We start from the raw sequence: 14,143 nt of genomic DNA on the forward strand, positions 1-14,143 counted from the left end.
GACAAAAAAATGAGTTCGAACGCAGAAAATAATAAGCGCATAGCAAAGAACACTTTGATGTTGTATGTTCGACTGTTCATCACAATGGCTGTCGGGCTCTTCACCAGTCGTGTTGTTTTAAATACATTGGGCATATCCGATTACGGTATAAACAATGTCGTAGCTGGATTTGTGTCAATGTTTTCTCTTCTTACAGGATCATTATCCTCAGCTATAGGACGCTATATAAATGTTGCACTTGGAAAAGGAGATATTGACAGACTAAAAAAAGTATTTTCAACAAGCGTGACTATTATGCTTGGAATGTCAGTTATAATACTTTTGGTAGCTGAACCTATTTCTATTTGGTTTCTTAATAACAAAATGAGCATTCCGGAAGGAAGATTATATGCCGCTAATTGGGTATTGCAATTTTCTCTACTGTCATTTGTCGTAAACTTAATAAGTGTGCCTTACAATGCAACTATAATTGCTCACGAGAGAATGAATGTCTATGCGTATATGAGTATATTTGACGTTACCATGAAATTGATAATAGTTTATATGCTTTATATATCACCGTTTGATAAGCTGATTACTTACTCTTTCCTATTCTTATGCGTTGGTATACTGGACAGAATTATTTATGGCATATATTGTGGAAGTCATTTTGAAGAGGCGCATTATCATTTCTATTTCGATAAGTCTCTTATAAAGGATATGGGGCAATTTGCCGGATGGAATCTGTTCAGCTCAGGTATTTACCTTTTTAATACCCAAGGAGTTAATATACTGACTAATATTTACTTTGGTGTAACTGCTAACGCTGCTCGAGGTGTTGCAAACCAGGTAGAAGGAATCGTAAAGCAATTCGTTACCAATTTCACCACTGCAATTAATCCTCAGATTATGAAATCTTATGCAAAAGGTGAAATGGACTATCTATTCAGCTTGATCTGCAGAGGAGCAAAATTCTCTTACCTATTAATGTTAGTATTCGTTGTCCCTTTTATGTTTGAAACAGAGACGATTATGAGATTATGGTTAAAGAATTATCCTCCAGAAGCACCTTTGTTCTTACGCCTTTCCATGATTGGAACACTGTTTGATATGGTTGCCAATAGTATGACTATGGCAGTATTGGCAACTGGCAGAATAAAGAAATACTATATTTATATATCATCAGTAAGTTGGCTAGTATTTCCTATATCATGGGGGCTGTTCGCAATAGGTTTGCCAGCATACATATCTTATGTTGTTTTCTTTGTTATCTATTTTGTTTTGATATTTGTAAAGCTTTATATGGTTAAAGGATTAATTGGCTTTCCTCCTCAAATGTTCTTTCATGAGGTTCTTTTTAGGATTTCCACAACGACAATTATTTCCTTTATTTTGCCTGCTATTATATACTTTAATATGGACACTTCACTTATTAGAACAGGAGTTGTCATCATAGTTAGCGGTGTTTCTACTATATTAAGTGTTCTATATCTGGGTATGACGAAACATGAGAGAGAGATAGTTATAAATGCTGTTCTGAGTAAAATTCATAATTAGATCAAAAATTAATATAAATAAACTATGAGAGTTTTTAAAAGCATTAAGTATTGGGGGAAATTTTTTATAGATACTACAATATTGTATTTATCGATGCTTTTCCCAAGAAAGAGAAATCTGATGATTTTTGGGGCGTGGTTTGGCAATAAATATGATGATAATCCAAAATATCTTTTCGAGTACATATATAATTTTAGAAAAGACCTTAAAGTCACTTGGATAACATCAAATGACATGGTTTACCAAATAGTTAAAAGCAAAAACCTTCCTGTATGTAAAAGTCACTCTTGGAAAGCAATATATCTTTCCTTAAGAGCAAGATATGTTATCACAGCGACATACAATTTGGGAGGTGATATTGGAGAAAAATTGATGAAATTAATGGGTGGAGCTAGGTTCATTAACCTTTGGCATGGCGTACCACTTAAAAAAGTCGTATTTGATGATGATTTGTCTAGACCAAGAGAAACTATAGGAACTAAACTGCAATACTTTTTACAAAGTTTTCCACATCGTCATTGTTATCATTTTGCAACAAGTCCTGAGATCAAGAGAAGATATATAAGTTGTTTTCGTTCTGATGATAAGCACGTTATAGATGTAGGACAAGCACGAAATGACTATTTCTATGTAGAACATAAGAATCCATATAGAGAAAGATTTAGCAGCAAGAAGATTATCGTTTATATGCCTACTCATAGAAGGGAAGGAAAACAAATAATGGATATGTATAAGTTGCTTGATTTAAAGAGGATTAATGAATTATGTGAGAAATATAATGCTGTTTTTTTAATTAAGAAGCATTTCTATCATCGGAATGAACCTACAATTGGTTCAGAATTCTCGTGTATTTATGAGATTACACATGAGACGACTCCTTCTCAGATAATCCTTGATTGTGCTGATATACTAATTACCGACTATTCCAGTTGCTATATTGACCATCTCCTTCTTGATCGTCCTCAAATATTCTACTGTTTCGATCTTAATGATTATCTCGCCCATGATCGTGGTATGTATGAAGAATACAAGCCTAACATTCCTGGTCCTATCTGCTCTGACAAAGAAACTCTTTGCAGTGAAATAGAAGATGCTCTTAATGGAGTTGATAAATTTGAAGATAAGAGAAGGGCAAAACGAGATTATTATTATAGCAAGTGGAATCAAAGGGAAGTCTCTCCGCAGCAGACAGAACAAATATTAAAATTGTAAAAATGAAGAAGCTTTCTATTACCCCCTCCACTGAGGGTCCTGAGTCTGAGGGTCAGGGGGACAGGTACCTTGACCCATACACCATATAACTACTGAAAGGCGATATTCATCATGCCACGTCAGCCAAGAGAACATTCTCACTTCAAAGTTTATCACGCCATCCTAAGAGGTGTGAACAAACAGCAGATCTTTGAGTGCTCAGAGGATTACGAACATTTCGTTCATATCCTCCAGCATTTGTGTGGATGGCAGGTTGATACTCGACCATCAGTCAGTCACAACCTACAAAAGCGAGGGCAACTTGCTTCCAAACTCACGATGCCGCTCCCAAAAGAACAGGATGACCAACAAGAGTCAGCAATCCGCCATTGCTTCATCTATGCCTGGTGCCTTATGGGAAACCATATCCACCTGCTCATACAAGAGAATGACGAACCCATTGGAGACTCCATGAAGCGGATTGCCTCCTCATACGTTTATTATTATAATCACAAATACGACCGCATAGGCCATCTCTTTCAGGAGCGTTTCAAGAGTCAGCCCGTAGAGAGTTGGGATTATTTCTTCACCCTCCTACGTTACATCCATCAGAATCCGATGAAGCCTCATCTTGTGGCAGATCTCAAAGACTGTGGGCAAACTATCTGAAGGAGAGGCTGCCGGGACTCATCAACAAGAAAGCCATGGCGTCGGAAGCGTTCCGGCAGATAGAGGCGCAGGTCAAGAGTAGATACAAGGAAGAACAACATTGGAAGGAACGAGAGAAGGTAGCGAAGCACCGGAATGAACTACGTAAGATCCCTAAGTTCGGATACATACCGGCAGGACTGACTGTCGATTACAATGACTGGTATGACTACTACATCACTTCAGCTATTGAGTGGACACCGAACGACTCCGATGACTTCCTCTATCAGGTCCGTACCTTGGAGAAGATGATGACGAAGAACATCGAAAAGTGTCTGGAAGCCCATCGTCCAGATGCTGCTTATGCCCAGACGTCGCTCCTCTGCCAGCATCTTCCTTCGTGGAAAGCCCGTCACGAACTCGATACCTACTTCAATCAGTATACAGCAAGACTCCGCAAACTCGTCAAGACCAGCTACAAGGCAATGGTCAATAGTGCCGTCGTTTGGAACAACCAAACCGCACTGTCTGAGGCAACCGAGATCATCAACTCCCATTCTCCTCTTTACACAGACTGGGAACTTAATCCAACCGCACTGCAGTCATTGATCCCCGACACCACCCTTACCGGCGAGCCGATCCACATCGACCGCTTCCCTTCCAAGGCGGAACAGGCTGAGATGAGAAGAGAACAGCTGCGCAAGGAGAGAGGAGCCAAACTTAAGGCAATGCAAGAAGCCGAGAAGCATTCGCTCATACCTCTGAACAATGACATCGAGCAGCTCTTCGCACCGGACCATATCGACTGGGAGTGTACCCGCATCGGTCACGACATCTATGATTGGGTGGAAAAGGAGATAAAGTTACAGTTTGCCATCGGCGATTCCCATGCTGCCATCCTCCTCTTCCTCCAGACCGTCAAGTCCATGTGCCGTCACTTCATCTCCGATGAACATTGGTGTTACTTCGACGACATCTATGATCCCGACGACTCCTGCGACCTCCTCCTTGATATCATCAAGAGTGCCCATACTGCCGGGCTGATCCCTCAGTCCGATCTTGATTTCCTCCATGAAGCCTGGAAGGAGATAGAAGCTACTGAGGCATGCAAGGACTATGGGATAGCTTACTATGATATGAAGATCAGTTGCTGATCGCACTGGAGAATAACCAATCAATAAAGAACTATAGTTATTTATGATCCAAAACAGTATATTTCCATCCCGCGACACCTCTCTTGATGCTGTCTGCGGACTTTTTATCATTTGGATGATAATAGGCCATGCGTTTCAATGGTCTGGGACAACGGACGATTCGTTCTATGTATATGGTAACGACGTGCTGTTTATGTTCATGCCCTGGTTCTTTTATAAATCAGGGATGTACTATAAGCAACAAGCGAATACAAAGGCTGCAATAATAAAATGGAGTAAGAAACTACTCATACCTTACATTGTATATACAATTATTGGTGAGTTGGCATTATGGACAATGCTCTATCAGCAGGGTACACTCAACTGGAGGAACATTGTTTTAGACCCCATAATTGGTATTGCATTCGAAGGATCTGCGGGTGGAAATCTTGCACTATGGTTCCTACTGACACTATTCCTTGTAAAGTCGATAGTTGCACTAGCAGACAAATATAAGATAAAAAAGGTATATCTTTGGACAGTCTCTGTTATTTTAGGGGGGGGTGGAACAATACTAATACAACATGTCGCTCATACACCCTATTGGCTGGTTAATACTCCATTAGGCATAAAGTTCTACTTGACAGGATATTATTTGAAGGATAAGCAATATGATAGACGATTTTTGATTACAAGCATCATTATATTTGGTTTGATAATTGCATTCTTACCTTCACAGATAGGGTTTCGAGATGATAGAACAATCTGTGGATATTGGATTACAGGAGTAATTGCATCCATTGCGGGAATCGTTATCTTTAACAATCTCTTTAAATTGATTGTCTTTCAATTACCAGTTTTGACAAGCATCGGCAGAACATCAATGGATTATTATTGTGCTCATTGGATCTTGTTCTATATAGTCTGTATACTCTTTGGATTTAACAATAGCAATACAATACCCAACTACGATGAATTGTGGACACTATTGTTCGCCAGTATAATTATCCTGCCGTGCTACAGCTATTGGTATGGAGTTAGCCATAAATTAGGAGGTAAGCGAAGAGTAAAGACTATTTAAGAGAATCGAGATTCGTTATTATATGACCGAAAATATTAAATTCAGCGTGACGGTACCTGCCTACAAGGCGCAGTTCTTGGCGGAGTGTATCGACAGCATTTTGGCGCAGACGTATAAGAACTTTGAGCTGATTATCGTCAATGATGCATCGCCACAGGATTTGGACAGTATCGTTAGCAAGTACGACGACCCACGCATCAGATATTATAAGAACAAAGCTGGCTTTGGCGCAGAGCACGTTGTCGGCAACTGGAATAAGTGCCTCGAATATGCCACCGGCGACTATATTATCTGCATGGGTGATGACGACAAGCTCCTACCCAGCTGCCTAGAGGAATATGTGAAGCTGATTGAGAAATATCCGGGGCTTGGTGTCTATCATGGTTGGACAGAAATAATAGATGAAAATAGTGAGTTAATAAACATACTACAGCCACTTCCAGAAAAGGAAAGCGTTTACAGCCTCATCTATTCAAGATTGTCAGGTCGAACGCAGTTTATAGGAGATTTTCTATTTGATGTAGCCTTACTACGAAAAGAAGGTGGTTTTTATGATTTGCCTTATGCTTGGGGCAGTGATAACATTTCTGTCTTTCGGGCAGCTGAAAAAGATGGTATTGCGCATACGCAAGTTCCTATTTTCCAATATAGATCAAATAGTCAATCTATAAGTTCATCCTCCCACAATAGGGAAAAGATGAGTACAGTGTATCTTCAATTTAAAATGATAAAAAACTTCTTAGATAAGGCTAGTATTGACCACTCGCTATTGTCTGACACCTTTAGAAAACAGACGTTAAAACAATTAGAAGAATTCTTTCTTGGTCAAATAAAATATTATATGCTCATTGATATGAAATCAAACAACAGAATAACATCTTTGTTATATTGGCATAAAAAACGAAAAGTTTATAATCATCCAGAAAGATTGATTTGGAATAATCTGATAAAGTCAATGATATGATAGAACAAAAAAAACATATTGAGTACCTTGATGTACTGAAAGGAATAGCTATTTTTTTTGTAATTGCAGGACATTCATTACATTGGGAGCAATCGTCAAGTTATTCTCCTATTAATGATGTATATTTTAACCTTATAAACATCTTTCATGTACCAATATTCTTTTGGGTTTCTGGATTTCTTCTCGTCGGAAAGGAGTATAATGAAGGAACTACATTATCCACATTATGGCGGAGATTCTATACATTGATTGTACCGTTAGTAACATTCTCTGTTTTCAATTATTTCGTATTAGATATTCCTTTTAAAAGTCCCTGGTTTTTAGGAACATTATTTGAAGCAATAGTTATTAATACATTCTATGAATTTATAAGGTTCAAATATAAACTAGGAAGAGGTTGGGACTTTTCATTTTATGCATTAGCCTATATAGGCATTAATGTTATTGCTGGTCTTCATAATCCAATCGAAGAGCGATTCTTAAGTTTTCAATCTCTAGCAGGACAGCATTATCTTGTTTTCTGTTTCGGATGTATTTGCAGAAGGTATGATTTAGTAAAAAAACTATTAGACAAGAATATAGTATATACTTTAAGCCTACTAATATTTTCTTCATTATTCATATCTTGTGACATATTACAAGTTTTTCATGTATACGGTCGTATTCATGCAGCTTTAGGGGCTTTGTCCGGCGTTGTCTGTATCAAATATATTTGTAAGAATACGTCTCTAATAGGGGGGGGTATAAAGAAGTTCTTCACGCTCATAGGAAAGTACTCATTAGAGCTTTATCTACTTCATGGATATTTTAAGATATATATACCCGGGACACGAACTTTAATAAATAACCTTGCAAATGGCACCATAGAAGAGAAACTATGTAGCATGTCCATTCAAATATTATCTTCTTCATTCATTACAATTTTCAACATCGGATTATGCTTAATAGTCTTGCATATAATTAGGACATCCAACATTTTCTCGATTCTATTTTTGGGCCGTAAAAATCATAATTGAAGATGAGACAAAAATTAATAATTATATTACTGATTCTTCTATACATTAAATTCTTTTCCTACACAGGATTTGATAATGTGCTGTGGGGACGAATTTCGCGTATATTAGCTTTGGCTTTATCAATCATATTGCTTTTCCAATCTGCTTATAGACCAAGAACTTTTGTTGATAAAACCGTAATTATGCTAATGCTAGTACCTTGGTTAAGTTTAATACCCGCTTATGTACTTCACGGTCAGGGATTCATGGATACTACAATGGTTACAATGCAAAACTTAACCTATTCCATGTATTTCTTATTCTCAAGACCAGGATACAGAAAAGTAAATCTCGAAAAGATATTATTAATTTTTGGTATCGCATATTGTTCTATTTATATTATTCAGCAGTTCACCTACCCTACCTTAATATTTAGCAATTCTGAATTTGGTGATACATCTCGCGGTAGCAATGTTCGTATTAGCCTATTTGGTGGAGAATTTTGTATAATATTATTATTTATGGCCTACTCTAAAGTAATTAGCCAACATAAAATCATTAAACCTCTTGTAGTTTTCATAATTGCAATTTTCACAGTTTATTTGATGTCTGTTAGGCAGATATACTTAACCGTTGCTATTTCACTGTTTTTGGGTTTGTTCCTGTCTAAAAAAATTAAATTTTATCAATTTTCTATAGTTGCTATTTTTGCTGCAATAGTATATTATAATTTTGATAGTTGGTTCGGGGCTTTCGTTGAGATGTCTGGTAAAGATGACTGGTCATACGAAGCTAGGTCTATGTCGTGGGCCTTTTATGGAATTACCTATAATGGTGGGAAAATTTTAGCTATTTTGTTAGGTAACGGCGATCCTCAAACGGGCACAGCTTATGCAAATGAAATATCCTCTTTTCAATCAATGTATGGTGAAAATATAGGATTGTGGCGTGAAGATATAGGGATTGTGGGTGTGTATTCAGTATATGGTCTTGTTTATGTTGCTGTAATTGCATATTTCTTTTATCATGTTTTTAAGGAGCGTAAGCATATTGATCTATACTTGAAGTTATTTGCCTTATATATGCTAATGGAGATGCCGGCTATTCAATATTTCACAGGTGGGTCAGGCAACACTGCAGCAAATATCGTTGCTTTGTATCTTTTTCAAGCATCTTTGTTAAAGAACAAATATGGAATAGATTATTGGCACAAGCGTAAGAACACGTTGAAGCCTACAATTTTATAATCAAACGACAAAATATGATAATCAGAAGTAAAGCACCTCTCAGGCTTGGATTAGCTGGTGGAGGAAGTGACGTCTCTCCATACAGTGACATATACGGGGGATTAGTATTAAACGCAACTATTAATCTCTATTGTTTCTGTACCATTGAGGAGACAGATGACGATAAGATTGCTATAGAAGCCTACGATGCTCATACACATGAATGTCATCCAGTTAGTGACCATCTTGATATAGATGATAATGCACCGCTTATCAAAGGAGTTTATAACCGTGTCATCAAGGACTTTGGTATCACTCCAAGGTCCTTCAAGATAACCACCTACAATGATGCGCCTGCGGGTTCGGGGCTTGGGACATCTTCTGGCATGGTAGTGTGTATTCTGAAAGCCTTTGTAGAATGGTTCAATCTCCCTCTTGGTGATTACGAGCTTGCCCGGCTTGCTTATGAGATTGAGCGCATAGACCTTGGCTTCCGTGGCGGTAAGCAGGATCAGTATGCAGCTGCATTTGGAGGCTTCAACTATATGGAGTTTCTGAAGAATGATATGGTCATTGTTAATCCTCTGAAAGTAAAGAGGTGGATTGTTGATGAGTTGGAGGCTTCAATGGTACTTTATTTCACAGGCAAAAGTCGTTCTTCTGATGCCATCATCTCTGAGCAGATGAAGAACACAAAGGACAAAAATGAGAATGCCATTGAAGCGATGCATGTTGTCAAACAGACAGCGATTGACATGAAAACAGCATTGCTGAAAGGCGATATCAATAGTTTGGCAGATATTCTCAGAATCTCTTGGGAAAACAAGAAAAAGCAGAGCTCACATATCACCAATGCCATGATTGACCAAGCCATGGATGTTGCATTCCAGCATGGAGCCAAGGCAGGTAAGGTCAGTGGCGCAGGTGGTGGAGGATTCATCATGTTCATCGTAGAACCAACAAAAAAGAAAGAAGTGCAGGAGGCCTTGAACGAGTTGGGTGGCTTTACGATGCCCTTCTCCTTTACTGATGGTGGTGTTCACGGATGGAAGATCTACGACACAGATCAGGTGGATTATCAGAATTTGCATTTAAATAGTTAGAATGGAAGAGAGAACAAGACAGAATCTGGATTTGCTAGTTGAGCGTTATCCAGTACTTGGACAATGCAAGGATGATATTGCAAGTGCCTACAACATCCTTGAAGAAGCCTATGCTGCAGGAAGAAAACTTCTTGTGGCTGGTAATGGAGGCTCTGCAGCTGATTCGGAGCATATCGTCGGAGAGCTTATGAAAGAGTTCAAGTTGAAACGCAAGATATTCTCAGCTCAGGCTGACAGACTTAAAAAAATTGATGCGGACATGGGACCTGTGTTGGCCGACAATTTACAAGGTACTTTACCGGCCATATCTTTGGTTGGAGAACCAGCTCTGTCAACGGCATTCATGAATGATGCTGTCCCTGAGCTTGTCTTTGCACAGCAAGTTAATGGTTATGGCAAACCCGGTGATGTGTTCTTAGGTATCTCCACCTCTGGAAGCAGCAAGAATGTGCTATACGCCGCAGTCACTGCTAAGTCGAAAGGCTTGAAAGTGATAGGTCTCACGGGGCAGAAGAAGAACAAGTTGGAGACTTTTGCCGATGTCTGTATTCATGTAGGCGAAACCGAAACCTACAAAATTCAAGAACTACATCTTCCCGTATATCACTGCTTGTGCATGATGCTTGAAGATCACTTCTTTGGTAATCAAGATTAACTTTATGAAGACAATTATAATGGCTGGTGGCCGGGGAACTCGAATTGCAGAGCTCTTCCCCAATATTCCAAAGCCTTTGATTCCTGTTGATGGAATGCCTATACTGGAGCGTGAAATACGTTCTTTAGCTCAGCAAGGATTCAAGGATATAATCCTTACAGTAGGTTACCTCGCTGATAAGATTATCTCATACTTCGGAGATGGAAGTAAACTAGGAGTAAAGATAGAATACTTCGTCGAGAAGACTCCTCTTGGCAATGCTGGTGCCTTGTTCCGGTTGAGAGACAAAATCGGTGATGAGCCTTTCCTTCTTCTTAATGCTGATGCAGCATTCGATGTGGATTTCAACCGAATGATTGCATACCATCAGCAGCATGGCGGATTGGTGACACTTTTTACGCATCCTAATTCCCATCCATACGACAGTGGATTGATTATCGCTGATAAGGATGGCAAGGTAGAACGATGGCTGAGCAAGGAGGACGAGCGACCTCTGTGGTATGACAACCGTGTCAATGCCGGTCTGCATGTAATTGACCCTAAAATTTTAGATCTTAGTATTAAGAACTTAGAACTTAGAGAAGATGAGTTAAGAACTCAGGATATTGTATTCGACAATGGTGCGCACGGACTAAGTTCTAAAAACCAAGTTCTAAGTTCTAAAGTCGATTTAGACCGGCAACTTCTCAAACCGCTTTGTGGAACTGGTGAAATGTTTTGCTATGATAGCCCAGAGTATGTGAAAGACATGGGTACCCCTGAGCGTTTTCATCAAGTAGAAGCAGATTTTAAGGCTGGTATTGTAGGAGCTAAGAATCTTAATCATCAGCAGAAGGCAATTTTCCTCGATAGAGATGGAACCATCAATAAATATGTTGGTTTCTTACGCAAGATCGACGATTTTGAGTTAATAGATGGTGCAGCAGAAGCCATAAAGAAAATCAATGCAAGTGGGTATCTTGCAATTGTCGTAACCAACCAGCCTGTCATTGCTCGTGGAGAGGTATCTTGGGATGAACTTTATGAAATTCATCGCAAAATGCAGACATTACTTGGTCAGCAAGGCGCATACCTTGATGGAATATACATTTGTCCCCACCATCCTGACAAGGGCTTTGCAGGTGAGCGCCCTGAATACAAGATTGCCTGCGATTGTCGCAAACCCAAACCGGGATTGTTGTTAAGAGCAGCCAAAGACTTCAATATCGACCTGAGTCAGAGCTATATGATTGGTGATGACAATCGTGACGTGTTGGCAGGAACTTCAGCTGGATGCAAAGATAATGCCTTCATTCAAACGAATAAACCGAATGCCCTTTTAGTAGCAGTAACATCAATAATAAATCAATAATGAAAGTTTTGCTTGTAACTGGTTTTACGCCAGCCGTTGAAAATATCCGTGGAGTATCTGCTCACCCGTACTTTCTTCTTAAGTATCGGCCAAGTGATGTTGAAGTTTCTATGATAACTTATGACATCAATCAGATGGGCTCAGAATACATACAACAATTAGGTAAAGATCTTTCGATAAAGATTTATAAAGTAGAAGTTCCAACTAAAATAAGGCTTTTGAACAATCGACTATGTAATTTTCTTTCGCCACGGGGTATTTATGATTTGATTATGCCATCTAAGAGAATCAAAACTCTCATAGAAGATGTTAAGCCAGACGTTATTTGGACATATCCTAATTTCTTTTATAAGTGGGCGTTTGTGTTACCAAAGTTCAATTTTGTACACTCCGCCCCTGACAGCAATGTGCTTGGATGCGCAAGAGATTTTGTAAACACCATTTGTAGTCAGAGTTTATTACGGAGGATAATGATGAATGTATGGTATCAAAAATCATTAAACAATGACCGTATGGCTGGAAATACCAATTCACTTATCCATTTCGTAGGCATGGATGACCTTCGGATGTATCGTAAGACTTCTAATTTTGATAATGGTTTTTTCATCTTACATCCACACTACATCCTTAAAGATAAAACTATACATTTCTGCAAAAAATTGAACGTGTTGATTGCTGGCAAGTATGACATGTACATGAAATCTGGTGTAGATGATATTATAAAAGTTCTCTTAAGCAATCCATACAATCTCATCAACAAAGTATCTTTGACTTTCTTAGGAAAAGAATGGGAGTCTGTAGTCTCAAAGTTGAATTCCACGGGGTATGAAGCTAGACAGATAAAGTGGGTTGACCATTATATTGATGAAATAGTAAAGTATGATATACAACTCACGCCGATAACTGTTGGTACTGGCACAAAGGGAAAAGTACTTGATGCTATAGGAAATGGTTTACTTTGTGTTGGTACTAAATATGCCTTAGAAAATATTGCCGTTCGTGACAAGGAATCTTGCATATTGTATAAAGATGCCTATGAAATTCCAGCTATTTTCAACAGCATTTATAATTGTCCTATGAAATATGAGAGAATGGCAGAGAAAGGAAGAGAACAGATAAGAAAGTACCATAATCCAGAGAGAATTTCAAAGCGATTCTTTGGAATAATAAGTCATCACCTCGACATCAAAAAGAACAGATGAAAGTCATTGAAATCTTAGGTGGTTTAGGAAATCAGCTATTTGAGTATTCCTACTACCTATACATTAAGAAAAAATATAGCAAGGAGAATGTTTGTACCTTCTTCCCTAACAGACATGTTGGACACAATGGTTTTGAGCTTACCAAATGGTTTGATGTTGAACTTAACGAACCTTCGTGGTCTAAGCCATTGTGTGGCATCCTTTATTGGAGTAGTCGAATCATTCGGCATCTTGGAATGCCAGTTTGGTTTATTCGCGAAAAAGAAAATGATAAAGAGAATGTCATTTTCCATGAAGGCTATTGGCAAGATAAGAAGTATATCGTAGAGAGTGGCATATTGTCGAGTCTGCAATATAAGAACTATGACTTATCCGAGGAAAACAAGAAGATAAAGGAAAAGATACAGACCACGAATTCCGTTTCAATACACATACGCCGAGGAGATTACCTCAACCATCCCGAACTATATGGTGGTATTTGTACGTCAGACTATTATGCCAAGGCTCTAGCGAAAATAAACGAAAATGTAGATGATCCAACATTCTTTGTCTTTTCTGATGATCTGAGCTTTGCGCAATCTCTGTTGAGAAATGAGGAGATCGTGGTTGTAGATTGCAACCGTGGCGCTAACAGCTTTTATGATATGTATCTTATGAGCCAGTGCAAGAATATGATTTTGGCAAATAGTACTTTCAGCTATTGGGCAGCCTTACTTAACAGAAATCATCCGCTTGTTGTATGTCCGGATAGATGGACGAATATTGACAGTCCGGATATCATACTGGATGAATGGATTAAGATCAAAAATTAATTTATTGAATGCGAATCATGCAAGCGATAAGTAATCGAATAGAATATATAGACATCGCAAAAGGCTTGGCCATCGTTTTGGTTGTCATGGGCCATATCCTACAGTTTGATTTGACAGGAGAAAGCGGCCCAAGGGGGATTGTCCGTGGCAGGCGGATGCCGCTGCCTAACCAAAGAACTTGATATGATAGCGTGCTAAAACTATTTTTTTTGCTTACCTTTGCGGTCATGGAACAAGAAAAGATAG

Annotated in this window: 14 protein-coding genes; 13 read left to right on the forward strand and 1 reads right to left on the reverse strand. The window is 38.7% G+C overall.

The features are described 5' to 3' along the window. Window positions 1-84 precede the first annotated feature (84 nt). From NG346_RS11895 to NG346_RS11955, 13 genes are all read left to right on the forward strand, one after another. The gene (locus NG346_RS11895; RefSeq protein ID WP_262288774.1) at window positions 85-1,536 is read left to right on the forward strand and encodes an MATE family efflux transporter; all 1,452 of its coding nucleotides are present in this window, start codon (window positions 85-87) and stop codon (window positions 1,534-1,536) included. Window positions 1,537-1,560: 24 nt separating this feature from the next. Further along, window positions 1,561-2,748, forward strand: coding sequence for a CDP-glycerol glycerophosphotransferase family protein (locus tag NG346_RS11900; protein ID WP_262288775.1), 1,188 nt, complete (start codon window positions 1,561-1,563; stop codon window positions 2,746-2,748). Between the two features lie 318 nt (window positions 2,749-3,066). Further along, window positions 3,067-3,396 carry a transposase gene (locus NG346_RS11905; RefSeq protein ID WP_262288787.1) on the forward strand — a complete coding sequence of 110 codons (330 nt, stop codon included), beginning with the start codon at window positions 3,067-3,069 and terminating at the stop codon, window positions 3,394-3,396. A 35-nt stretch (window positions 3,397-3,431) separates the two neighbouring features. Then, on the forward strand, window positions 3,432-4,529 hold the full coding sequence (locus NG346_RS11910; protein WP_262288776.1) for a hypothetical protein: 1,098 nt from the start codon (window positions 3,432-3,434) through the stop codon (window positions 4,527-4,529). Between the two features lie 193 nt (window positions 4,530-4,722). Beyond that, window positions 4,723-5,589 (forward strand): hypothetical protein, encoded by an 867-nt coding sequence (locus tag NG346_RS11915; RefSeq protein ID WP_262288777.1) that lies wholly within the window; start codon window positions 4,723-4,725, stop codon window positions 5,587-5,589. 22 nt (window positions 5,590-5,611) lie between these two features. Beyond that, the gene (locus tag NG346_RS11920; RefSeq protein WP_262288778.1) at window positions 5,612-6,553 is read left to right on the forward strand and encodes a glycosyltransferase family 2 protein; all 942 of its coding nucleotides are present in this window, start codon (window positions 5,612-5,614) and stop codon (window positions 6,551-6,553) included. Next, window positions 6,550-7,569 (forward strand): acyltransferase family protein, encoded by a 1,020-nt coding sequence (locus NG346_RS11925; RefSeq protein WP_262288779.1) that lies wholly within the window; start codon window positions 6,550-6,552, stop codon window positions 7,567-7,569. The genes NG346_RS11920 and NG346_RS11925 overlap by 4 nt, the downstream gene beginning before the upstream one ends. A gap of 2 nt (window positions 7,570-7,571) precedes the next feature. Next, window positions 7,572-8,795 carry a hypothetical protein gene (locus NG346_RS11930; RefSeq protein WP_262288780.1) on the forward strand — a complete coding sequence of 408 codons (1,224 nt, stop codon included), beginning with the start codon at window positions 7,572-7,574 and terminating at the stop codon, window positions 8,793-8,795. A 14-nt stretch (window positions 8,796-8,809) separates the two neighbouring features. After that, a complete protein-coding gene (locus NG346_RS11935) occupies window positions 8,810-9,877 on the forward strand; it encodes a GHMP family kinase ATP-binding protein (RefSeq protein WP_262288781.1) in 1,068 nt (355 codons plus the stop codon). Between the two features lies 1 nt (window position 9,878). Further along, the gene (locus NG346_RS11940; RefSeq protein ID WP_262288782.1) at window positions 9,879-10,532 is read left to right on the forward strand and encodes a D-sedoheptulose-7-phosphate isomerase; all 654 of its coding nucleotides are present in this window, start codon (window positions 9,879-9,881) and stop codon (window positions 10,530-10,532) included. 4 nt (window positions 10,533-10,536) lie between these two features. Further along, window positions 10,537-11,883: a D-glycero-beta-D-manno-heptose 1,7-bisphosphate 7-phosphatase gene (gene gmhB, locus NG346_RS11945; protein ID WP_262288783.1), complete on the forward strand. Its 1,347-nt coding sequence runs from the start codon at window positions 10,537-10,539 to the stop codon at window positions 11,881-11,883. After that, window positions 11,883-13,085: a glycosyltransferase gene (locus tag NG346_RS11950; RefSeq protein WP_262288784.1), complete on the forward strand. Its 1,203-nt coding sequence runs from the start codon at window positions 11,883-11,885 to the stop codon at window positions 13,083-13,085. Before gmhB ends, NG346_RS11950 begins: the two co-directional genes overlap by 1 nt. After that, entirely contained in the window at window positions 13,082-13,897 is an 816-nt protein-coding gene (locus NG346_RS11955; protein WP_262288785.1) for an alpha-1,2-fucosyltransferase, read from the forward strand. The genes NG346_RS11950 and NG346_RS11955 overlap by 4 nt, the downstream gene beginning before the upstream one ends. Before the next feature lies 1 nt (window position 13,898). Here NG346_RS11955 and NG346_RS11960 read toward each other — a convergent pair. Beyond that, window positions 13,899-14,143, reverse strand: a 245-nt coding sequence (locus tag NG346_RS11960; protein ID WP_262288786.1) for a hypothetical protein, incomplete at its 5' end; no start/stop codon positions are given.

It is taken from the genome of Hallella absiana (genome assembly GCF_025457485.1).
GTDB lineage: Bacteria > Bacteroidota > Bacteroidia > Bacteroidales > Bacteroidaceae > Prevotella > Prevotella absiana.